Source organism: Borborobacter xinjiangensis, assembly GCF_047739745.1.
Taxonomy (GTDB): domain Bacteria; phylum Pseudomonadota; class Alphaproteobacteria; order Rhizobiales; family Rhizobiaceae; genus Pseudaminobacter.
Genome location: NZ_JBLLVA010000021.1, coordinates 65,817 through 86,052 on the forward strand (window position 1 = coordinate 65,817; position 20,236 = coordinate 86,052).

The following is a 20,236-nucleotide window of genomic DNA, read 5'->3' on the forward strand; positions in this document are numbered from 1 at the left end:
TGTTATGCTGCTCCCCGTACCGCGTTTCCACGCGAAACAATCTCAACGCCGGGGAGCTGGCCGGCGACGAGCTTCGCCCGAGCTGAAGCAAGCGCGCTAGGACCGGCGAGATGCAAACTGACATCGGCCGCAAGCATCTGCGGCAGCATAGTATCGACGATGCCTGCCCGGACGAGATCTTCGACCGACGCGCGCGGATCGAAGGCGTTTGTCTGCTTGATCAGCAGCAGGGTTTCGGCGTCGATCTCGGCCGCAAGCCATGCGGCAAGCGAATCGGAAGTCGCCTCCCACGACTGGGGAATTGCGGTTGCCGCAAGACACATCTGAGATGGCAGCCATACCGGGATGCGGCCCTGCTCCAACAGGACTTCCATATCGCCGATAGCTCGCGCGGGCGCGAGGCGGGCGCTTGTCTCGAGCAGGGCGAGCGCCATCTGCTCCATCGCCAGGATTGCCATGAAATGGGCTGCGCGATCCGAATAAGCCATTTGCGACTGGGCCTGACGGACCGCATCGGCGAACGGACCGCCGCCGGGCACCAGTACCAGCGGAACGGTCGATGCCGCCAGCGCGTCTATCCATTCCCTCATTTCGGGGGAAAAGGCCGTGCTGCCGCCAAGCTTGACGACGACGCGTCTCACTTCGAGCCGCGCCCCGGCGAGCCAACGGCATCGGCGACGGGACGAAGCTCGCGATGCGAGGTTTTCGGCTGCGCCTTCACCCGCTTGCGCTCGATCTCGACCCCCACCCCACCGGCTCCAAGCTCGAGTTTTTCCACCCGAACGGTGACACGCATGACACGCGGTTCCTCCAGCACCAGGGCTGCCACCTGCTCGGCAAGCGACTCGCTCAACTGCACATGGCCGCGCGCAACGATGGTCTTGATGCCGTCCATGATCACGTCATAGGAAAAGACATGGCGCATGTCCTCGGGCGCATCCGTCACACGCAGCACGTCCGCCGTGACGTCGAAGCGCACCTTCTGGGTGTGTCCGTGCTCGAAGCTGTAGGCGCCGATCTGAACCGGAAGCACGAAATCGCGCACGAAGATCTTGTCGGTTCCAAGTGCGGCATCGGCGGCACCCGGTGAATAGCCGCGCGCCGCCAGAAGCCGATAATCGACGCTCGACGTGCGGCCTACCTTGCGTTCCTCGGGAATGAGCGAGCGAATCTGCCGGACGGCGGCCGCATCGATTGCATGGGTGCGATGCCCCTCGCCGCACAAGGCCCCACGGAAGCCGAGAAAACTGGGCCCGAACGGCAGCAGTCGAGGAATGTCCGGCGCTTCGAGCGATCCGGCGAGACCGATCGTCAGGCCGAGCGTCTTGCAACGGCTGACGAAATCCAGCGCCCGTTCGGGCGGCATATGGTCGAAGAGCCGACCGCCGGCCTTGTTGGCGGTGTCGACCATCGCACCGTGGAATCCGTGCTTGGCCAGCACCTGCAGCAATTCAAGATTCGGCCCCAGATCGGCAAACAGCACCGCGATGAGTTTGGTGTTCTTCGCCAGGGGCGCGAGCGCCTCGGCACAGGCGGCCGCATTTTCGGACGGGAAGAACCCAATCTTCACATAGTCTACGCCCGTTGCCGCGACCTCCTCGACCTTGGCCACGATCACGCCGGGCTCCATCGGCAAGTCGCCGCATACGGCGCTCACTGCCCTGCGACCGGCTATCGCGTTCACCGTCTGCCGTACGATCTCAGTTGAAACAGCCCCCAGGGCGCCGGCTTTCGGGTCCTTCAGGTCGATGATGTCGGCACCGCCTTCCATGGCGATCTCGGCTTCTTCGATCCCGTTCACGCTCGCCAGCATTTTTGTCATTGATCAGTTTCCTCAGGCGCTGCCAGAACGCTTCGATATGGGTGGTCCCTGCCGGGAAGCCAAGGTTTGGCGGTTTCTGGCGCCACGCGCAATGTGACGCTCCCACGCACATAGACAATTCATACTTAGGATCAATCCGAAAATCGGACAGCACACCGAGGCACGCCTCCAGCCGCGAAATCCGGGCTCTTCGAGCCGTGCTTAAGCTCCGTCTAAACCAGATCGCCGGGGGTTGCCAAAAGAATGTCGTCGGTTAAGGTCGTTTCGGCACCGGAATACATATCCTCCTGACCTCAGTCGGGCGGCAATCTATGTACGACAGGTAACAACATATGGTGCCGAACACTCTTTGGGTCTTCATCATTCTTTTTCTGGCGAGCGTCAATGTTCCGGCGGCCTTTGCCCAGGACGCCTCGCCGACGCCGACGACTGCAAAACCGGCAAAAGAGATTGCCGAAATCAAGATCGGCTATCTACGGGCCTATGCGCCGCAGCTTGCACTTTCGGTTCTCGATGTACCGCCCCGCGACGAGGGAGTGGCGGGCGCTAACGTGGCGATCGGCGACAACAACACCACCGGCGCCTTTCTCGGCCAGAAATTCAGCCTCGACGTAACCGAGGTCGAGCCCGACGCCGATGTCGTGGCGATCTTCAACGAGATGGCCGCGAAGGGCGATCGCTATGTGCTGACCGATCTTTCGGCGAAGCAGCTGCTGTCGGTCGCCGACATCGCCCGCGACAAGGGCATCCTGCTGTTCAATGTCGGCGCTACCGACGACAGCCTTCGCGAGGAAAACTGCCGTATCAACATCTTCCACACCGCGCCGACGCGCACCATGCTGGCCGATGGGCTGGCGCAATATCTGATCTGGAAGCAATGGCGCAGATGGGTGCTGGTCTATGGGTCGCATGAACGCGACCAGCTTTTTGCCGAGGCGCTGCGCCGCGCCGCCACACGCTTTGGCGGCGAAATCATCGCCGAGAAGGAATTCAAGGACACCGGCACGGCGCGTCGCACCGACTCCGGCGTCGTCCAGATCCAGAAGCAGATGCCGGTGTTCACGCAGGATCTGCCCGAACATGATGTTCTTCTGGTCGCCGATGAGAGCGAGGTCTTCGGCACCTATGTTCCGTTCCGCACCTGGATTCCGCGGCCGGTGGCCGGCACCGCCGGCCTCATTCCCTCGGCCTGGCACCCCGCGAGCGAACAATGGGGCGGCACCCAGATCCAGAACCGTTTCGCCAAGGCGAGCGGCCGGCGCATGCTGTCGAAAGACATGTCTGCCTGGACGGCGATACGCATCATCGGCGATGCCGCTACCCGCACGCAAAGCGGCGACCCTGAGAAGATCGCCGCATTCATCCGCTCGCCCGACTTTTCCATTGCTGCGTTCAAGGGCCAGAAACTGACCTTCCGCGACTGGAACTGGCAATTGCGCCAACCGATTTTCCTTGGCGACGGCCGTTCCGTCATTTCGACCTCGCCGCAGGAAGGCTTCCTGCACCAGGTGTCGGAACTCGACACGCTGGGGGTCGACCAGCCGGAGACGAAATGCGTGCTGAAGTGAGGCGGGCGACGCTCAAAATCCACTCTGGGAGGAGTTACTGATGACAAGACGACTGACTTTCAAGGCAGCCGCCATTGCCACCGGCTTGTTGACGACCGGCCTGATGACCACCCCGGCATCCGCCTACATGGTCTATGTCTCCAACGAAAAGGACAACACGATCAGCGTCGTCGATTCCGCGACCATGGAGGTGGTCAAGACCATTCCAGTCGGCCAACGGCCGCGCGGCATCACCATCTCCCATGACGGCAAGTTCATCTATCTGTGCGCCAGCGACGACGACACCATCGAAATCATCGACACGGCCACACTGGAAATCGTCGGCTCATTGCCGTCCGGCCCCGATCCGGAGCTGTTCGTGCTCTCGCCGGACGGCAAGCGGCTCTACGTGGCCAATGAGGACGACAACCTTGTCACGGTGATCGACCTGGAAACCAAGAAAGTGCTGGCGGAGGTTCCCGTCGGTGTCGAGCCGGAGGGCATGGGCGTCAGCCCGGACGGTTCGGTCATGGTCAACACCTCCGAGACAACCAACATGGCGCATTTCATCGACACCACCAGCCATGAGATCACCGACAATGTGCTGGTTGATTCCAGGCCGCGTTTCGCCGAGTTCAAGCCGGACGGCTCCGAGGTCTGGGTTAGCTCCGAGATCGGCGGCACGGTCTCGGTGATCGACAATGCAACCCGCGAAGTGAAGCACAAGATCACCTTCGAGATTCCCGGCCTGCGTTCCGAATCGATCCAGCCGGTCGGCGTGCGCATTTCGGCCGACGGCAAGAAGGCTTACGTGGCGCTCGGCCCGGCCAACCGCGTCGCCGTCGTCAACGCCGAGACCTACGAGGTCGAGAAATACGTGCTTGTCGGCCAGCGCGTCTGGCAGCTGGCGTTCACCCCCGACCAGAAGATGATCATCAGCACCAACGGTGTCTCGAATGACATCACTTTCATCGACGTCGCCAGCGACGAGCCGATCCAGTCGGTTACCGTCGGCGCCCTGCCGTGGGGCGTGGTCGTGTCGCCGAATTGACGGTGATCGAGACAAAATTCAGGCAATGAAAGGGAGAAGACAATGAGGAAATACCGGGCAATTGCTTTCGCCACATTGATCGGTGCGGCGCTGACGGCATCCCATGGCTGGGCGCAAGACAATGATGACGACGACGATGACGAGGGCCCGAAGGTCACCCGTGCCAGCCAGGATGTGCCCGAGCTGATCCTCGGCTCGGCCGATGACAGCTTCACCGTCAACCAGAAGGATTTCGAGCTGATTGCCGGCCAGGGCTACCGCTGGAAGATCACCTCTGCGGCCGGTCTCGAATACAAGTTCCACACCGACCTGTTCCGCAATGTCTGGATGAACCAGATCGTCATCAACGATCTGGAAGTCCACATGAACGGCGCACCGGCCTGGCTCGAATTCGATTCCGAGGGCACGATGCAGGTGCAGTTCACCACCGTCCGTCCTGGTATCTATACATGGTCGGTGCCCGACCTTGCCGAAAAAGGCATGAAGGGCACGATTACGATCAAATAGGCCAGCGCGCCGCGGCGGCGGCAAAGAAAAGGCAACAATTTGCAGCACATGAAGCCAAATGGCGACGCAAATGGCGTGACGGCCCTGGAGGTTTCGGCCGTCAGCCACTCCTATGGATCGAAACGAGCGCTGAACGATGTTTCGTTCTCGATCACGCCGGGAAATTTCACCGTGCTGCTTGGCCTCAACGGCGCCGGCAAGACCACGCTGTTCTCACTGATCAGCCATCTCTACGACACTCGCCACGGCTCAATTCGCATTTTCGGCAACGATATCAGTCGCGCCCCCGGCGAGGCGCTGCGAAGGCTGGGGATCGTGTTCCAGGCGCGCACGCTCGACCTTGATCTCAGCGTATATCAGAATCTCTCCTACCATGCCTCGCTGCATGGTATCGGCGCGCGCGAGGCACGGCGGCGCATCGATGCCCTGCTCGCCTCGGTCGATATGGCCGACAGGCGCCATGACAAGGCCCGCAGCCTGTCCGGCGGGCAGATGCGCCGCATCGAGATCGCTCGCGCGCTGCTGCATCGTCCCTCGCTGCTTCTGCTCGACGAAGCGACAGTCGGGCTCGACATCCAGTCGCGGGCCGGCATCCTGGCCACCATTCGCAAGCTCGTCGCGACCGACGGGATCGGCGTTCTTTGGGCAACGCACTTGATCGACGAGGTCGAAGAAAACGACCATGTGGTGGTGCTGCGTGAAGGCAATCTCGTTGCAAAGGGCAATGTGAAAGAGGTTATCCTTTCCACCGGCATGAACACCATCCGGGAAGCCTTTTCGCAATTGAGCGGCCTGGATGCGCAGCAATCGGAAGGACTGGCGCCATGAGCGCTCAACCGCTCGCCAAACCGGCCGGGGTGGCTCCCGTCAGGGCGAAACCTTTCGCCCTTCGTCACTATCTGGTGTGCCTGAAGGGCATCCTGCTTCGCGAAGGACTGCGCTTCCTGAACCAGCGCGAACGCTTTGTCTCGTCGCTGGTGCGGCCGCTGCTATGGCTGTTCATTTTTGCGGCGGGTTTCCGCCAGGTGCTGGGCGTCTCGATCATCCCGCCCTACAAGACCTATGTTCTTTACGAGGTCTACATCACGCCGGGCCTGTGCGGCATGATCCTGCTTTTTGCCGGCATGCAATCGTCGCTGTCCATGGTCTACGACCGCGAGATGGGCAATATGCGCATTCTGCTGGTCAGCCCCTTTCCGCGCTGGTTCCTGCTGGTTTCCAAACTTCTGGCAGGCGTGGCGGTGGCGATTGCCCAGGTCTACGCATTCCTGCTCGTCGCCTGGTTCTGGGGCGTCAAGGCGCCGCCGATCGGCTATGTCATGGTGCTGCCGGCGCTGTTCCTCTCGGGGATGATGCTCTGCGCGCTCGGCATGCTGTTGTCGTCGATGATCCGGCAGCTCGAAAATTTCGCCGGAATCATGAATTTCGTGATCTTTCCGGCCTATTTCGCCTCCCCGGCTCTTTATCCGCTGTGGCGCATCCAGGAATCGAGCCCCCTTCTCTACCAGATCTGCGTGGCCAACCCCTTCACCTATGCGGTCGAACTGATCCGCTTTGCCTTCTACGGCCAGGTCGAGCTGTTTTCGTTGGCCGTGGTCGTCGGCTGCACGCTGATCTTTCTCACCGGTGCCATCATCGCCTACGATCCCTCGCGCGGATTGATGAACCGGAAACAGGACGCCGGAGGAAACGGATGAAGCGACATCTGAAAACAATCTGTCGTTGGAGCCTCCATTGGGGCGCTGCGCTGTTGCTGTCGTCGACGACGCTCCCGGCAATGGCCGCCTCCAACAACGATCCGGACTGGCCCTGCATCCAGCGCAAAGTGCCGGAGCTCTCGCTCGGCCAGGTGTGGAACGGACCCGAATTACCCGAAACAGCAGGCGACTGGGCGAAAGATTCCCGCATCTCCGATCTGGTCAAGACGGTTGCCGCCCGGCGCACGCCCATTGCCGAGGCGCAAAAGGAAATAAGAGCGTTCGCCGATTCCTTGCCCGCCGACAAGCGCGAGCCGCAACTGATGATGCTGGCGCGCGGCCTGTTCGACCATCTCAATGCCGAGCGTTCGCACGTCATTTCCGGGATCGCACGTTATGCGCACAGACAGCTCGACCTGGCCGCATGGCTGAGAAAAGAAGGCTCGGAACTCGATGCATTGCGGGCCAAACCCGATGCCGATCCCGACGAGATCGAGCGCCGCACCGACCAATTGACATGGGAGACCCGGCTTTTCGACGAACGCGTCCATTCGCTGACAGCGGTCTGCGAGGTGCCAACGCTGATCGAACAGCGGCTCTATCAACTATCCAAGACCGTTTCGGACGCGCTTGCCGAAAAATAGCGGCTCATGGCGGATGTGGGGGCGTATCGGGATAGAGCTTGCCGAACAGCGGCAGATACATGGCGCCCTTGCGCATCAGGAAATCGTGAAACGTCGCCATCGCCGGTGAAGCCGCTCGGTCGGCGCGCGAAACGGCAAACCATTGCCGCCTGATCGGCATTCCGACGACATCCAGAATGACCAGGCGCCCCGCCTCAACCTCGGATGCAATGGTGTGCGCCGAAATGAAGGCGACGCCGAGCCCTGCCATCACCGCCTGCTTGATGGTTTCGTTCGACCCAATTTCGATGCCGAGATCGTCAAGACGGCCGGGTAATTCGCCCAGGAATATCTCAAGCGAAATGCGCGTGCCCGAGCCTGGTTCGCGGATGAGGAAATGCTCCTGTGCGATCCGTTCCTTCGATATGTCGCGGACATCGACCAGCGGATGGTCGGGCGGCGCGATGATGACCAGCGGATGGTCGCCGAAGGCCGAAGCCCGAACCGGAATGTCGCGCGGCGGCCGGCCCATCAACGCGATATCGACATCGTGGCTCTTCAGATTGGCGATGATCTCGGAGCGGTTGCCTATCGTCAGCCGCATGTCGATGTCGGGATGCTCCTTCATGAAAGCCGCCATCATGCGCGGAGCAAAATATTTGGCGGTCGAAACGACGCCCAGCTTGAGACTGCCGATGCGCAGGCCCTTGATGGAGTCGATCTGGTCCCTGAGCAGCCTTAGCCTCTCATCCAGCAACTGAGCCGTTTCGACGAAGGCTAACCCTGCGGCAGTCGGACGCATACCGCCCGCCGTGCGATCGAAAAGGGCGATCCCCAGCTCTTCCTCGACCTGCCGCAACTGAATGGTGACTGCCGGAGGCGAAAGCCCCAACATCTTGGCGGCATTGACTATTTTCCCTGTGTCCGTGATCGCCTGCACGGCACGGAACTGCCTGAGAGTGAGGTTGCGCATGGTTTATGCTAAATCTTTTTTAGTAAGAAAGTAAACTTATTAAAATTTACTTAGGTGGATGGCTTTGATCTCATTTACCCCAAGCCTGATCTGCCCTGAGGAGGGTGGCGACAGGCTGGGGAGACACCGATGACCACCGCAACGCTCGATGCCGTTTTGAACTCCTATGTCGGAAAGGGCGACCCGCTTCGTGAAGCCGTGGCGACAACCGTCCACCAGCTCGCACAGGCCGCCACGAAAATCCGCAATGTCATCAACCAGGGTGCGCTCGGCAGAGCATTTGCCGGGGCGCGTAACAGCGCAAACAGCGATGGCGATCTTCAGAAGGATCTGGATGTCTTCGCCGACGACATTTTCCTCGATGCGATGCGGCAGGCACCAGTCGCATTCTATGCCTCCGAAGAACTGGAACAGCCGGTCCTCCTCGACAGCGATGCGCCGCTGGCAATCGCCATCGATCCGCTCGACGGATCGTCCAATATCGACACCAACGTCTCGATCGGGACCATCTTTTCACTTCTCCCTGCAACTGGCGCGCCGGACCAAAATCCGGCCGCCATTTTTTTGCAGCCGGGAAGCAACCAGATCGGCGCGGGCTACTTCATCTACGGACCGCAACTGGCCCTTGTCCTGTCGCTTGGCAGCGGCACGCATGTCTTCGTCCAATCGGCGCGATTAGGGACCTTCATCCAGGCGTATGAAAGCCGGATCATTCCCGACCGCGCGCATGAGTTTGCCATCAACGCCGCAAATTATCGCCATTGGGACGAGGCGGTGAGGCTCTATGTCGACGACTGCATGAAAGGCAGCGAGGGACCACGCGAACGCGATTTCAACATGCGCTGGATCGCCTCGCTGGTTGCCGACTGCTACCGCATCCTGATGCGTGGCGGCGTATTCCTCTACCCGGGCGACAAACGGCGCGGCTATGCCCAGGGCCGGCTTCGCCTCGTCTATGAAGCCAACCCGATCGCCTATCTGATCGAGCAGGCGGGCGGAATGGCAACCGACACGATCAGCCGCATTCTGGATATCGAGCCGCAAAGCCTGCATCAGCGCACGCCGCTGGTGTTCGGCTCGAAAAGAGAAGTGGCGCGCATCGCACGCTATCACCTGGCCCCGAGCCGTATCGGCGAACGGTCGCCGCTATTCGGCAATCGCGGCCTGTTCCGCGCCTGACGGAGCAAGCAGAATGTCTGCCAGGCACCCCATTATTTCGATTACCGGCTCTTCCGGAGCAGGCACGACATCCGTCAAGCGGATATTCGAGCAGATTTTCCGACGCGAGGATATCGAGGCCGCCTTCATCGAGGGTGATGCGTTCCACCGCTACGACCGCGCCGCGATGAAGGAAAAGGTCGCCGAGGAAGAGCGCAAGGGCAATCCCAACTTCACCCACTTCAACGCCGAGGCCAACGAACTGGAAATCCTGCAGTCGGTTTTCGAGGAATATGGCCGCAAGGGCACCGGCAAGACCCGTACCTACATCCATGATGAAGAGGAAGCCGAGTTCTACGGGCAGCCGGCCGGAACCTTCACCGCATGGCGCGAATTTCCCCCAAGCCAGCTCCTGTTCTACGAGGGGCTTCATGGCTGCGCCCAGACCGAAACCGTCGACCTGCCGAAATTCGCCGATTTGAAGATCGGCGTGGTGCCGGTCATCAACCTGGAATGGATTCAGAAGATCCATCGCGACAAGGCGACGCGCGGTTATTCGGACGAGGCGGTGATGGATTCGATCCTGCGCCGCATGCCCGACTATGTCCGCCACATCACGCCGCAATTCGCGCTGACCGATATCAATTTCCAGCGCGTGCCGATCGTCGATACTTCGAACCCGTTCATGGCGCGCTGGATACCGACGCCGGACGAATCGATGCTGGTCATCCGTTTCGCCAAACCGCGCGGCATCGATTTTCCCTATCTGCTGTCGATGATCCACGACAGCTTCATGTCGCGTGCGAACTCCATCGTCGTACCGGGAAACAAGCTCGATCTTGCCATGCAGTTGATCTTGACCCCGCTGATCCTGCAATTGATCGAGCGCCAGAACCGCGTGTCGTGAGAATCAGGGAGGCCCGCAGATGGCCGCATTTGCCCTTTGCCGATAGCTCGACGCTGAAGATTGCAACCGCCAGAGCCGCCTGACGAACGGACGACCCGAAACCGAAAGGATCAATGCCATGGCCAGCAAGTCCCAGACCGTCACCGGAGCGGATCGCTACAGATCCGGCGTCATGGAATACCGGAAAATGGGCTATTGGGAGCCCGACTACGAGCCGAAGGATACAGACCTCATCGCGGTGTTTCGCATCACTCCGCAGGAGGGTGTGGACCCGATCGAGGCGGCGGCTGCCGTGGCAGGCGAATCCTCGACCGCGACCTGGACCGTGGTCTGGACCGACCGGCTTACGGCGAAGGAGAAATACCGCGCCAAAGCCTATCGCGTCGACCCGGTGCCCAACGCGCCCGACCAGCATTTCGCCTATATCGCCTACGATCTCGACCTGTTCGAGCCGGGCTCGATCGCCAATCTCACCGCCTCCATCATCGGCAACGTGTTCGGCTTCAAGCCGCTGAAGGCGCTGCGGCTCGAGGACATGCGGCTGCCCGTCGCCTATGTGAAGACTTTCCAGGGGCCGGCGACCGGCATCGTGGTGGAGCGCGAACGCCTCGACAAGTTCGGCCGCCCGCTGCTTGGCGCCACCGTCAAGCCGAAGCTCGGACTGTCCGGCCGCAACTACGGCCGTGTCGTCTACGAGGCGCTGAAGGGCGGCCTCGACTTCACCAAGGACGACGAAAACATCAACTCGCAGCCTTTCATGCATTGGCGCGAACGCTTTCTCTACTGCATGGAAGCGGTCAACAAGGCGCAGGCCGAGACAGGCGAGATCAAGGGCACCTATCTCAACGTCACCGCCGCCACCATGGAAGACATGTACGAGCGCGCGGATTTCGCCAGGGAACTCGGCTCCAACATCGTCATGATCGACCTCGTCATCGGCTACACCGCGATCCAGTCCATGGCCAAATGGGCGCGCAGGAACGACATGATCCTGCACCTGCATCGCGCCGGCCACTCGACCTATACGCGCCAGAAGAACCACGGCGTCTCGTTTCGTGTCATCGCCAAATGGATGCGGCTTGCCGGGGTCGATCACATCCATGCCGGCACCGTTGTCGGCAAGCTGGAAGGCGATCCGGCTACAACGAAAGGGTATTACGACATCTGCCGGGAGGATTTTAATCCCACCCAGCTTGAGAACGGCATTTTCTTCGACCAGCATTGGGCCTCGCTCAACAAGCTGATGCCGGTCGCCTCGGGCGGCATCCATGCCGGCCAGATGCACCAGCTTCTTCACCTTCTCGGCGAGGATGTCGTGCTGCAGTTCGGCGGCGGCACCATCGGCCATCCGATGGGGATAGCGGCCGGCGCCACCGCAAATCGCGTGGCACTTGAAGCGATGGTTCTGGCCCGCAACGAGGGCCGCGACTATCTCAATGAAGGTCCCGAAATCCTCGAAAACGCCGCCAAGTTCTGTCTGCCGCTGAAGCAGGCCCTCGAAACCTGGAAGGACGTCACCTTCAACTACGCCTCGACCGACTCGCCCGACTTCGTTCCGGTTGCGACGGCTGCGGAATAACGGCTGTAGGTCATCAGATGACACTCCCCCTCACCCGACCTCCGCTTCGCTCGGCCACCCTCTCCCCGCCAGGGAGAGGAGATCAGAGACGTCGGCGCCCACCTCTTCTCCCCGACGGGGAGAAGGTGGCCCGAAGGGCCGGATGAGGGGGCATTTTTCCCCGAGATCAGAGGATTTTCACAATGCGCATCACTCAAGGAGCCTTCTCCTTCCTGCCCGACCTCACCGACGACCAGATCAGGGCGCAGGTACAGTACTGCATCGACAATGGCTGGGCGGTAAGCCTCGAATTCACCGACGACCCGCACCCGCGCAACACTTATTGGGACATGTGGGGCCATCCGATGTTCGACAATCCGGATGCGGCGGCCCTCATGCTGGAGTTGAACGAGTGCCGGAAAGCTTATGGCGACCGTTACATTCGCGTGGTCGCCTTCGATTCCTCGCATGGCTGGGAGTCGGTGAAGCTGTCCTTCATCGTCAACCGGCCCGCCGACGAGCCCGGCTTCCGGCTCGAGCGCCAGGATGGGGCCGGGCGTATGATACGCTATACGACGAAGCCCTACTCGGCCGATCGGCCGGTGGGAAGCAGATAGGCGTGAGGTCCAGCGGGACAGTAAATCACCCCCTCGCCCGGTCTGCTTCGCAAGCCACCCTCTCCCCGCTGGGGAGAGGAGAAACGGCACCACGGTCCCCTCTTTTCCCACCGGTGAGAAGGCGGCCGGATGAGAGGATGCTCCGAATACAAATGCACTGAACAGGTATTCCAATGTCCTTAACAGCAGAAGCCGAAATCCCCACGGCCATCGATCTGCGCAAGGAGTTTGAAAGCTCCGGGGTCAAGGATGTTCTTGCCGAACTCGACCGCGACCTGGTCGGACTTGCCCCTGTCAAGAAGCGCATCCGCGAGACCGCGGCGCTGCTGCTTGTCGAGCGCGCCCGCAAGAGCATGGGGCTCGCCCATGAAACGCCGACGCTCCATATGAGCTTCACCGGCAACCCGGGCACCGGCAAGACAACGGTGGCGATGCGCATGGCCGATCTGCTGCATCGGCTGGGCTACATCCGCAAGGGTCATCTCGTCTCGGTCACCCGCGACGATCTTGTCGGGCAATATATCGGACACACTGCCCCGAAGACGAAGGAGATCCTGAAACGGGCGATGGGCGGCGTGCTGTTCATCGACGAGGCCTACTATCTCTATCGGCCGGAGAACGAGCGAGACTACGGCCAGGAGGCAATCGAGATCCTGCTTCAGGTCATGGAAAACCAGCGCGACGACCTCGTCGTCATCCTCGCCGGCTATACGCAGCGCATGGACCGCTTCTTCGAAAGCAATCCGGGCTTTCGTTCGCGCATCGCCCATCATATAGACTTCCCCGACTACGCAGACGACGAACTCCTTCAGATCGCGACCAGAATGCTCGACCAGCAGAACTACAAGCTTGACGCGAGCGCGGTGACCGCCCTCACCGACTATATCGCGCGCCGGCGGGCTCAGCCGCATTTCGCCAATGCACGCTCGATCCGCAACGCGCTGGATCGCGCCAGGCTGCGCCAGGCCAATCGGCTGTTCGAAACCGCTGAGGGGCCGCTCGACGCCCATGCGCTGTCGACAATCTCGGCTGCGGACATTACGGCAAGTCGCGTATTCTCGATGCAATCCAAGCCCCCGCAAGGAGCCGCCAAATGAGGCACAAAACCATCATCGCCCCTTCCGTGCTATCATCGGATTTCTCGCGGCTCGGCGAGGAGGTCGAGACGATCGTGCGGGCGGGGGCCGACTGGATTCACCTCGACGTCATGGATGGCCATTTCGTGCCGAACATCACTTTTGGCCCGCCGGTCATCAAGGCGATCCGCGACCGCACCGACAAGGTGTTCGACTGCCATTTGATGATTGCGCCGGCCGATCCCTATCTGGCGGCCTTTGCCGATGCCGGATGCGACATCATCACGGTTCACGCCGAGGCTGGTCCACATCTCGACCGCTCGCTGCAGGCGATCCGCAATCTCGGCAAGAAGGCCGGCGTCTCGCTCAACCCCTCGACGCCCGAAAATGTCATCGAATATGTACTCGACCGGCTCGACCTCGTCCTGCTGATGACAGTCAATCCTGGCTTTGGCGGCCAGGCCTTCATTCCGTCCGTCATCGAGAAGGTGAAGCGGGTCAAGGCGCTGATCGGCGACCGCCCGATCGACATCGAGATCGACGGTGGCGTAACCCCCGAAACCGCACCGCTGGTTACCGCCGCCGGTGCCAACGTGCTGGTGGCCGGTTCGGCGGTTTTCAAGGGTGGAACCGAGGCGGCGTACCGCAGCAACATCGCCGCCATTCGCCAAGCCGCCGACGGCGCAGTTTCGAAAGCCGCCTGACCGATATCTTCTTCATGGAATTCTGACCATGGCCGCAATACCCCCAGTCTGCGATTTCGGATGGCCGGCAGTGGACGCCACCCTGCCCGGCATCGATGGGAAAAATCATTCCCTGTTCGACCTCGCCGGGCCGAATGGGCTCGTCGTCGCCTTCATCTGCAATCATTGCCCTTATGTGAAATCGGTCGTCCAGCGCATCGTTCGCGATGCGGCCGACCTCAAGGCGCAAGGAGTGGGCTTCGTGGCGATCAGTTCCAACGATGCCGAGGCCTATCCGGAAGACTCCTTCGAGAACATGGAACTGTTTGCCACCAAGCATCAATTCCCCTTTCCCTATCTCTACGATGAGGACCAGTCGGTAGCACGCGCCTATGGCGCGGCCTGCACGCCGGATTTCTTCGGCTTCAACGGCGAACTGACTCTTCAATATCGCGGCAGGCTCGATGCTTCACGCAAGGAGACGGACGCACCTGGCCTGCGCCGCGACCTCTACGAAGCCATGAAGCACGTGGCCCGCACTGGAAATGGCCCGACCGACCAGATCGCCTCGATTGGCTGTTCCATCAAATGGAAGGAGAGTGCATGAGCGCCGAAACCCGCAATCCCCTGCCTTTTCCTCGAGCGATATTGTTCGACCTTGACGGAACCCTGATAGATTCGGTTCCCGATCTTGCCGCCTCCGTCAACGAACTGCTGGAAAGCCGGGGCCTGCCGGAGCTCTCGTTGCCTGAGGTCCGGTCGATGATAGGCAATGGTGTCAGGAAGCTGGTCCAGCGCGCCTTTGCCGCGCAGGCAAGTCCACTTACGGAAGCTGAACTCGACGAAGCGAACCGCGAGATGGTGCAGATCTACAGTCGCCAACTGACCCGTCTCACCAGCCTCCTGCCCGGCGCCCAGGAGGCGATCGCGCATCTGCACATCAATGGCGTCAAGCTCGGCGTCGTTACCAACAAACCGCAAGTGGCGACGCGTGAAATCCTGCTTCACTTCGGCCTGACGGATCGGCTCGGCGCAATCGTCGGCGGCGATGCGGTCACGCACATGAAGCCTGCGCCCGACGCGCTGTTTCTGGCGCTCGACCAGTTGGGCGTGGAGCCAAGTCAGGCCCTGATGGTCGGCGACAGCATCACCGACGTCGAGGCAGCGCGGGCAGCCGGCATACCCGTGGTTCTCATACGCGGCGGCTATACCAAGGCCCCGGTCGAGGAACTCGGCGCCGATTTGATTTGCGACAGCTTGAAAGATTTGCCCGCGGCTCTGAACGAACTGCGAAAAGCGGCGTAGCGCATGGCCGGAACAAGCAACAGCCCGAAGATCCGTGACGATCTTCGGGCCGTTGCTTCCTATAGGGCCTGTTTGGCTTATTCGGAGAATTGCTTCAGATAGGCGATGACATTGGCGATTTCGTCGTCCTTTTTCAGGCCGGCGAACGCCATCTTGGTGCCCTTGACCATGGTCTTCGGCGCGCGGAGAAATTCTGCCAGCGTCTCATCGTTCCAGACCAGGCCCCCTTCGCCGGCCTTGACCATGGCCGGAGAGTATTTGAAACCCTCATGCGTACCCGCCGTCTTGCCGATCACGCCCTTGAGCGAAGGACCGACCTTGTTCTGATCCGTGTCGGCGACGTGGCAGGCCTTGCATCTGTTGAATACCTTTTCGCCGGCTGCGGCGTCCTGCGCCTGGGCTTGCGTGGCCAACAGGCCGGCTGCAGAAATGGCTACGAAAAGTGCTATTGAACGCATGGCGTTTCCTCATGAATCTCCAGGGTGCCCTGGGCAATTGCGAAGGCCGTTGTTATTTCCGACAACATGCGCTTTTTCATGTCGGCGACAGGGTTTGTTGTCTTTTCTGGCAAATAACGGCATGTGCGCCTGCAAAAGCTAAATAGAGTTGGCTGGAAGTCAATCGTACGAATGTCCAGAAAGCGCGACCTTTTGGCCCTCGCTGCCCTCGTCGGCGGCCCCGGTATCCTTTGTTGACGCCTCTGGAGCGAACGCGTAGCCTTGGCCCTTTCCCGATGGCACCTCGGGAAGTTTGAGCGATAAATCGTTCCGTGGCTCGGAGCGGTCGTTCGCGGACGAACGCCGGAACGGCGAGAGGCGCTGAAATGAACATGGTCGACTTGGTCCTGACGGTATGCCTGACCGCCAACCCTAGTCAGTGCCGTGTCGAGCACCTCTATTTCGAGAGCCATGGCTCCCTGTTCCAGTGCATGCTCCTGGCCCCTCCTGAAATTGCGAAATGGACCGAGCAGCACCCAAAGCACAAGGTTGTTCGTTGGAAGTGCAACTTTCCGGACCACGGGCGGGCAATCTGATCGACAGCCGCTCCAATCGTCATTGGGAGTATCCGATGTGCTAGCCTCCAGGCGCGATCTTTTGCGGCTCACCATGCTCGCCGCTACCACGACCCTCGGCATGCAGCCCACAAAGGTGCTTGCCGCCGACAAGGTGCGTATCGGCGTGCTGAAATTCGGCACGGTGAGTTGGGAGCTGGATACGCTCAAGCATCACCGCTTCGATGCTGCAAACGGCATCGAAGCGGAAATCGTCTATTTCGCCGGAGAAGACGCCACCAATGTCGCACTGCTTGCCGGTGAAATCGACGTGATCGTCTCCGACTGGCTGTGGGTATCGCGCCAGCGCTCGCTGGGCGACGATCTCACGCTTGTTCCCTATTCGTCGGCCGTCGGCGCGATCATGGTCAAGGAAGACTCCTCGATCAAAACCATCGGCGACTTGCAGGGCAAGAAGATCGGCGTCGCCGGCGGGTCGCTCGACAAGAGCTGGCTGCTCATCCAGGGCCTGGCCGCACGCGACCACGGCATGGATCTGCCGTCGAGCAGCGAAGTCGTATTCGGGGCGCCGCCCCTGCTTTCGGAAAAGGCGATGCAGGGCGAACTCGATGCGGTTCTGAATTTCTGGCATTTCTGCGCACGGCTCGAGGCAAACGGTTTTCGCCGTCTGGTCAGCGCCGAGGAGGCGGCCAAGGCTCTGGGGGCCAGCGGGCCGGTGTCGGCGCTGGGCTATGTCTTTCACGACAAATGGGCAGATGAGAACCCGGTGGCCGCGATGGGCTTTGTCAAGGCGTCCGCCGCCGCCAAGCAACTGCTGGCGACATCGGATGCGGAATGGCAGCGGCTGGCGCCGCTGATGCGCGCCGAAGGCCGAGAACTGGAGACGCTGCGTACCCGCTATCGCGAAGGCATTCCGACACGACGACCCGCCGAGGACGAAGCCGACGCGGCAAAGCTCTATCGCGTGCTCGCCGATCTCGGCGGCGAGAAGCTGGTCGGCGAGGCGCGCGAAATGGCGCCCGGAACATTCTGGCCGAAACTGACCCAATGAACGGGCAAGGCGCGCCGAACGAAGCACAGGGCTGGTCAGCCGCGACGACGCGGGGTCCAAGACGGCTTCTCCCGACGCTTGCGCCTCCGCTGACGGTAGCAATCTCGCTGCTGGTGCTGCTCGTCCTGTGGAATCTCACGGCAACGATCTGGCCAAGCCGCGCGTTCCCGCCACCTGCCGAGGTCTGGCGCGTGCTTGTCAACGAGACGGCGAATGGCGAGCTGCCCTATCATCTCGGCGTAACGCTCGGCCGAGTGGCCATTTCGTTCGCGCTCGCCATGAGCATAGGCACGGTAATCGGTGTGTTCCTCGGCATGCATCGCCGCGCCGACCAGTTCTTCAACGCCTGGGTGGTCCTGTTCCTCAACATACCGGCGCTTGTCATCATCGTGCTTGCCTATATCTGGTTCGGCCTCAATGAGGTCGCCGCAATCGGCGCGGTGGCGGTCAACAAGATTCCCAATGTGATCGTCACCATGCGGGAAGGTGCCCGCGCGCTCGACCCGCGTTATGCTGAAATGGCGACGGTGTATCGCTTCAGTCCGCTCGACCGCATCCGGCACATCTTGCTGCCGCAACTCCAGCCCTATCTGGCCGCCGCCTCGCGCTCCGGCATCTCGCTCATCTGGAAGATCGTCCTCGTCGTCGAACTGCTTGGTCGCTCCAATGGCGTCGGCTTCCAGATCTACCTTCATTTCCAACTGTTCGAGGTTGGGGCGATCCTCGCCTATACGCTGGCTTTCGTGGCCGTCATGCTTCTCGTCGAAATGCTTCTGGTGCAGCCCTTTGAACGATATGCAACCCGTTGGCGCGGCCGCCCCGCTTAAGGTGGACATCGCCGAGAAGATTTTCCGTTCGGCGCAGGGCGTTTCGGTGAAAGCCCTCGAGGATTTGTCCTTCGAGGTAAGAGAGGGCGAATTCGCCTGTCTGCTTGGCCCCTCCGGCTGCGGCAAGACTACGACGCTGCGCATCCTGCTTGGCCTCGATACCGATTTCTCGGGCTCTTTTCATCTGCCGGCGGACCGCAATGGCCGCGTCGCTGCCGTCTTCCAGGAGCCGACCCTGCTGCCATGGCGAACGGTGGAGCAGAATGTCCGGCTGGCCCTGCCCAAGAGCCTTCGAGGCGCCGATCTGGACGGGCTCTTCGACCGGCTCGGACTCTCCGGAATGCGTTCGCTCTACCCTTCCGAACTCTCTCTGGGGCTTGCCCGCCGGGTGGCGCTGGCGCGCGCCTTCGCCACTGAGCCGACCGTGCTGTTTCTCGACGAGCCCTTCGTCTCGCTGGACGAGCAGACGGCTGCGGGCCTGCGCAATCTGCTGCTAAACGTCTGGTCCGCCCGGCCGACGACCGCCTTGATGGTGACCCACAATGTGCGCGAGGCGCTGCTGCTTTCGGACCGCATCATCGTCCTGTCGCAGCGGCCGGGGCATGTCGTTGGCATTTTTGACGTCCGTCTGCCGCGTCAATACCGAAACATACAGGTCATGAACGATCTGGCTCGGTCCTTCGAACAGAAATTTCCGGGAATTTTGGCAAGGCAATGACCATGGCGCCCGACCCGCTGCGCAGAAATCTCCTCAAGGTCATGGCCTTGTTCGGCGCCGGCGCGGCAATCGCTCCATGCCTTGGAAGCAGTTCGAATGCTGCCGGCAAGGAGCGTGAATTCACGCTCGAGCAGATCGCCGACGGCGTCTATTCGTTTTCCGGTGCCTATGAACTGGTGTCCGAAGAAAACCAGGGCGCCATCTGCAATCTCGGTCTGATCGTCGGCAATGAAGCGGCGGCGGTGATCGACAGCGGCGGCAGCATCGCCGAGGCAAAGTCGTTCATCGCCGCGATCCGCAAGATCACCGACAAGCCGGTGCGTTATGTTGTCAACACCCACATGCACCCAGATCATCTGTTCGGCAACGCGGCGTTCCGCGACATCGGCGCCGTGGTGGTGGGCCACCACAACTTGCCGCGTGCGCTCGAAGCGCGAGGCGCATTCTATCTGAAAAGCTATCGCGAACAGCTTGGCGAGGCCCTGATGAGGGACATCGAGATCGTTCCTCCGTCCCTAACGGTCGACAAGCGGCTGGAACTCGACCTCGGCGGGCGTCGCATCGAGCTGCGCGCCTGGGAAGCGGCTCACACGGACAATGATCTGACGGTGTTCGACACCGCGAGCCGCACGTTGTTCGCCGGCGATCTGGTCTTCATGGGACATCTGCCGACGCTTGACGGCTCACTTCTCGGATGGCTTCGCCAGACCCCCGAGCTTCGGACCATCGAGGCAGCCCGCGTCGTTCCCGGTCACGGCCCTGCCTCTGCCCCTTGGCCCGCCGCATTGGAAGCGCAGACGCGCTATTTCGAGGCGCTGGCGGCCGATATTCGCAAGGCAATCTCCAAGGGCCAGCCCCTGGCGGAGGCGGTCAAGACCGCCGGATCGGGTGCCCGCGATGACTGGTCGTTGTTCGACGAATACAATGAACGCAACGCCACTGCCGCCTATGCCGAGCTCGAATGGGAATGAGTTGCACTTTCGGTCGTGGTGACGAGTAAGGGCAGTTCGTTGCCAATCGGCCGATCCTGGCTTATTGTTCCAGCGCGCTGGGCACCACGGCCAGCATGTCACGACTGTCCGGACGATATGCTGAAGCTTTGAT

At 61.2% G+C, this 20,236-nt stretch carries 22 protein-coding genes; 18 read left to right on the top strand and 4 right to left on the bottom strand.

What is annotated here, in order from left to right; genetic code table 11:
- Positions 1-2: 2 nt before the first annotated feature.
- Together ACLKMW_RS19515 and ACLKMW_RS19520 are read right to left on the bottom strand one after the other, a co-directional pair.
- Positions 3-641 (bottom strand): amino acid kinase family protein, encoded by a 639-nt coding sequence (locus ACLKMW_RS19515; RefSeq protein ID WP_415726174.1) that lies wholly within the window; start codon positions 639-641, stop codon positions 3-5.
- Positions 638-1,822, bottom strand: a complete 1,185-nt coding sequence (locus tag ACLKMW_RS19520) for a (5-formylfuran-3-yl)methyl phosphate synthase (RefSeq protein WP_415726175.1) — start codon at positions 1,820-1,822, stop codon at positions 638-640. The genes ACLKMW_RS19515 and ACLKMW_RS19520 overlap by 4 nt, the downstream gene beginning before the upstream one ends.
- A gap of 332 nt (positions 1,823-2,154) precedes the next feature.
- On the opposite strand from ACLKMW_RS19520, the gene ACLKMW_RS19525 reads away from it, so the two are divergent.
- The 6 genes from ACLKMW_RS19525 to ACLKMW_RS19550 are packed head-to-tail and all read left to right on the top strand — an operon-like array spanning position 2,155 to position 7,268.
- On the top strand, positions 2,155-3,390 hold the full coding sequence (locus ACLKMW_RS19525; RefSeq protein WP_415726176.1) for an ABC transporter substrate-binding protein: 1,236 nt from the start codon (positions 2,155-2,157) through the stop codon (positions 3,388-3,390).
- Positions 3,391-3,430: 40 nt separating this feature from the next.
- Positions 3,431-4,420: a YVTN family beta-propeller repeat protein gene (locus tag ACLKMW_RS19530; RefSeq protein WP_415726177.1), complete on the top strand. Its 990-nt coding sequence runs from the start codon at positions 3,431-3,433 to the stop codon at positions 4,418-4,420.
- 42 nt (positions 4,421-4,462) lie between these two features.
- The gene (locus ACLKMW_RS19535; protein ID WP_415726178.1) at positions 4,463-4,927 is read left to right on the top strand and encodes a cupredoxin domain-containing protein; all 465 of its coding nucleotides are present in this window, start codon (positions 4,463-4,465) and stop codon (positions 4,925-4,927) included.
- 48 nt (positions 4,928-4,975) lie between these two features.
- Entirely contained in the window at positions 4,976-5,755 is a 780-nt protein-coding gene (locus ACLKMW_RS19540; protein WP_415726211.1) for an ABC transporter ATP-binding protein, read from the top strand.
- Entirely contained in the window at positions 5,752-6,624 is an 873-nt protein-coding gene (locus ACLKMW_RS19545) for an ABC transporter permease (RefSeq protein WP_415726179.1), read from the top strand. Before ACLKMW_RS19540 ends, ACLKMW_RS19545 begins: the two co-directional genes overlap by 4 nt.
- Positions 6,621-7,268: a hypothetical protein gene (locus ACLKMW_RS19550; protein ID WP_415726180.1), complete on the top strand. Its 648-nt coding sequence runs from the start codon at positions 6,621-6,623 to the stop codon at positions 7,266-7,268. Before ACLKMW_RS19545 ends, ACLKMW_RS19550 begins: the two co-directional genes overlap by 4 nt.
- Before the next feature lie 4 nt (positions 7,269-7,272).
- On the opposite strand, the gene ACLKMW_RS19555 is transcribed toward ACLKMW_RS19550, so the two are convergent.
- Positions 7,273-8,220 (bottom strand): LysR family transcriptional regulator, encoded by a 948-nt coding sequence (locus ACLKMW_RS19555; protein ID WP_415726181.1) that lies wholly within the window; start codon positions 8,218-8,220, stop codon positions 7,273-7,275.
- Between the two features lie 129 nt (positions 8,221-8,349).
- On the opposite strand from ACLKMW_RS19555, the gene ACLKMW_RS19560 reads away from it, so the two are divergent.
- The 8 genes from ACLKMW_RS19560 to gph all read left to right on the top strand — a co-directional run bounded on the left by ACLKMW_RS19560 (position 8,350) and on the right by gph (position 15,524).
- Complete coding sequence (locus ACLKMW_RS19560) at positions 8,350-9,399, top strand: class 1 fructose-bisphosphatase (protein WP_415726182.1); 1,050 nt, start codon at positions 8,350-8,352, stop codon at positions 9,397-9,399.
- Positions 9,400-9,412: 13 nt separating this feature from the next.
- The gene (locus tag ACLKMW_RS19565) at positions 9,413-10,285 is read left to right on the top strand and encodes a phosphoribulokinase (protein WP_415726183.1); all 873 of its coding nucleotides are present in this window, start codon (positions 9,413-9,415) and stop codon (positions 10,283-10,285) included.
- 118 nt (positions 10,286-10,403) lie between these two features.
- Positions 10,404-11,864: a form I ribulose bisphosphate carboxylase large subunit gene (locus ACLKMW_RS19570; RefSeq protein ID WP_415726184.1), complete on the top strand. Its 1,461-nt coding sequence runs from the start codon at positions 10,404-10,406 to the stop codon at positions 11,862-11,864.
- A 182-nt stretch (positions 11,865-12,046) separates the two neighbouring features.
- The gene (locus tag ACLKMW_RS19575) at positions 12,047-12,460 is read left to right on the top strand and encodes a ribulose bisphosphate carboxylase small subunit (RefSeq protein WP_415726185.1); all 414 of its coding nucleotides are present in this window, start codon (positions 12,047-12,049) and stop codon (positions 12,458-12,460) included.
- Between the two features lie 173 nt (positions 12,461-12,633).
- A complete protein-coding gene (gene cbbX, locus ACLKMW_RS19580; RefSeq protein WP_415726186.1) occupies positions 12,634-13,557 on the top strand; it encodes a CbbX protein in 924 nt (307 codons plus the stop codon).
- Positions 13,554-14,240: a ribulose-phosphate 3-epimerase gene (gene rpe, locus ACLKMW_RS19585; RefSeq protein ID WP_415726187.1), complete on the top strand. Its 687-nt coding sequence runs from the start codon at positions 13,554-13,556 to the stop codon at positions 14,238-14,240. The genes cbbX and rpe overlap by 4 nt, the downstream gene beginning before the upstream one ends.
- A gap of 28 nt (positions 14,241-14,268) precedes the next feature.
- Positions 14,269-14,826, top strand: coding sequence for a thioredoxin family protein (locus ACLKMW_RS19590; RefSeq protein ID WP_415726188.1), 558 nt, complete (start codon positions 14,269-14,271; stop codon positions 14,824-14,826).
- Entirely contained in the window at positions 14,823-15,524 is a 702-nt protein-coding gene (gene gph, locus ACLKMW_RS19595) for a phosphoglycolate phosphatase (protein WP_415726189.1), read from the top strand. The genes ACLKMW_RS19590 and gph overlap by 4 nt, the downstream gene beginning before the upstream one ends.
- 77 nt (positions 15,525-15,601) lie before the next feature.
- Here gph and ACLKMW_RS19600 read toward each other — a convergent pair whose 3' ends face one another.
- Complete coding sequence (locus ACLKMW_RS19600; RefSeq protein WP_415726191.1) at positions 15,602-15,982, bottom strand: c-type cytochrome; 381 nt, start codon at positions 15,980-15,982, stop codon at positions 15,602-15,604.
- Between the two features lie 612 nt (positions 15,983-16,594).
- Here ACLKMW_RS19600 and ACLKMW_RS19605 point away from each other — a divergent pair.
- Genes ACLKMW_RS19605 through ACLKMW_RS19620 form a run of 4 tightly spaced genes read left to right on the top strand, consistent with a single transcriptional unit; the run spans position 16,595 to position 20,103 of the window.
- Positions 16,595-17,587 (top strand): ABC transporter substrate-binding protein, encoded by a 993-nt coding sequence (locus ACLKMW_RS19605; RefSeq protein WP_415726193.1) that lies wholly within the window; start codon positions 16,595-16,597, stop codon positions 17,585-17,587.
- Entirely contained in the window at positions 17,584-18,414 is an 831-nt protein-coding gene (locus tag ACLKMW_RS19610; RefSeq protein WP_415726194.1) for an ABC transporter permease, read from the top strand. The genes ACLKMW_RS19605 and ACLKMW_RS19610 overlap by 4 nt, the downstream gene beginning before the upstream one ends.
- Positions 18,383-19,132 carry an ABC transporter ATP-binding protein gene (locus tag ACLKMW_RS19615; protein WP_415726212.1) on the top strand — a complete coding sequence of 250 codons (750 nt, stop codon included), beginning with the start codon at positions 18,383-18,385 and terminating at the stop codon, positions 19,130-19,132. Before ACLKMW_RS19610 ends, ACLKMW_RS19615 begins: the two co-directional genes overlap by 32 nt.
- A complete protein-coding gene (locus ACLKMW_RS19620) occupies positions 19,129-20,103 on the top strand; it encodes a quinoprotein relay system zinc metallohydrolase 2 (protein ID WP_415726195.1) in 975 nt (324 codons plus the stop codon). The genes ACLKMW_RS19615 and ACLKMW_RS19620 overlap by 4 nt, the downstream gene beginning before the upstream one ends.
- The last annotated feature ends 133 nt before the right edge of the window (positions 20,104-20,236 follow it).

Bases quoted from the DNA above. Each gene is read 5' to 3' on its own strand.
- ACLKMW_RS19520 (WP_415726175.1), bottom strand. From the start codon at position 1,822: ATGACAAAAATGCTGGCGAGCGTGAACGGGATCGAAGAAGCCGAGATC.
- ACLKMW_RS19525 (WP_415726176.1), top strand. From the start codon at position 2,155: ATGGTGCCGAACACTCTTTGGGTCTTCATCATTCTTTTTCTGGCGAGC.
- ACLKMW_RS19530 (WP_415726177.1), top strand. From the start codon at position 3,431: ATGACAAGACGACTGACTTTCAAGGCAGCCGCCATTGCCACCGGCTTG.
- ACLKMW_RS19535 (WP_415726178.1), top strand. From the start codon at position 4,463: ATGAGGAAATACCGGGCAATTGCTTTCGCCACATTGATCGGTGCGGCG.
- ACLKMW_RS19540 (WP_415726211.1), top strand. From the start codon at position 4,976: ATGAAGCCAAATGGCGACGCAAATGGCGTGACGGCCCTGGAGGTTTCG.
- ACLKMW_RS19545 (WP_415726179.1), top strand. From the start codon at position 5,752: ATGAGCGCTCAACCGCTCGCCAAACCGGCCGGGGTGGCTCCCGTCAGG.
- ACLKMW_RS19550 (WP_415726180.1), top strand. From the start codon at position 6,621: ATGAAGCGACATCTGAAAACAATCTGTCGTTGGAGCCTCCATTGGGGC.
- ACLKMW_RS19555 (WP_415726181.1), bottom strand. From the start codon at position 8,220: ATGCGCAACCTCACTCTCAGGCAGTTCCGTGCCGTGCAGGCGATCACG.
- ACLKMW_RS19560 (WP_415726182.1), top strand. From the start codon at position 8,350: ATGACCACCGCAACGCTCGATGCCGTTTTGAACTCCTATGTCGGAAAG.
- ACLKMW_RS19565 (WP_415726183.1), top strand. From the start codon at position 9,413: ATGTCTGCCAGGCACCCCATTATTTCGATTACCGGCTCTTCCGGAGCA.
- ACLKMW_RS19570 (WP_415726184.1), top strand. From the start codon at position 10,404: ATGGCCAGCAAGTCCCAGACCGTCACCGGAGCGGATCGCTACAGATCC.
- ACLKMW_RS19575 (WP_415726185.1), top strand. From the start codon at position 12,047: ATGCGCATCACTCAAGGAGCCTTCTCCTTCCTGCCCGACCTCACCGAC.
- cbbX (WP_415726186.1), top strand. From the start codon at position 12,634: ATGTCCTTAACAGCAGAAGCCGAAATCCCCACGGCCATCGATCTGCGC.
- rpe (WP_415726187.1), top strand. From the start codon at position 13,554: ATGAGGCACAAAACCATCATCGCCCCTTCCGTGCTATCATCGGATTTC.
- ACLKMW_RS19590 (WP_415726188.1), top strand. From the start codon at position 14,269: ATGGCCGCAATACCCCCAGTCTGCGATTTCGGATGGCCGGCAGTGGAC.
- gph (WP_415726189.1), top strand. From the start codon at position 14,823: ATGAGCGCCGAAACCCGCAATCCCCTGCCTTTTCCTCGAGCGATATTG.
- ACLKMW_RS19600 (WP_415726191.1), bottom strand. From the start codon at position 15,982: ATGCGTTCAATAGCACTTTTCGTAGCCATTTCTGCAGCCGGCCTGTTG.
- ACLKMW_RS19610 (WP_415726194.1), top strand. From the start codon at position 17,584: ATGAACGGGCAAGGCGCGCCGAACGAAGCACAGGGCTGGTCAGCCGCG.
- ACLKMW_RS19615 (WP_415726212.1), top strand. From the start codon at position 18,383: ATGCAACCCGTTGGCGCGGCCGCCCCGCTTAAGGTGGACATCGCCGAG.
- ACLKMW_RS19620 (WP_415726195.1), top strand. From the start codon at position 19,129: ATGACCATGGCGCCCGACCCGCTGCGCAGAAATCTCCTCAAGGTCATG.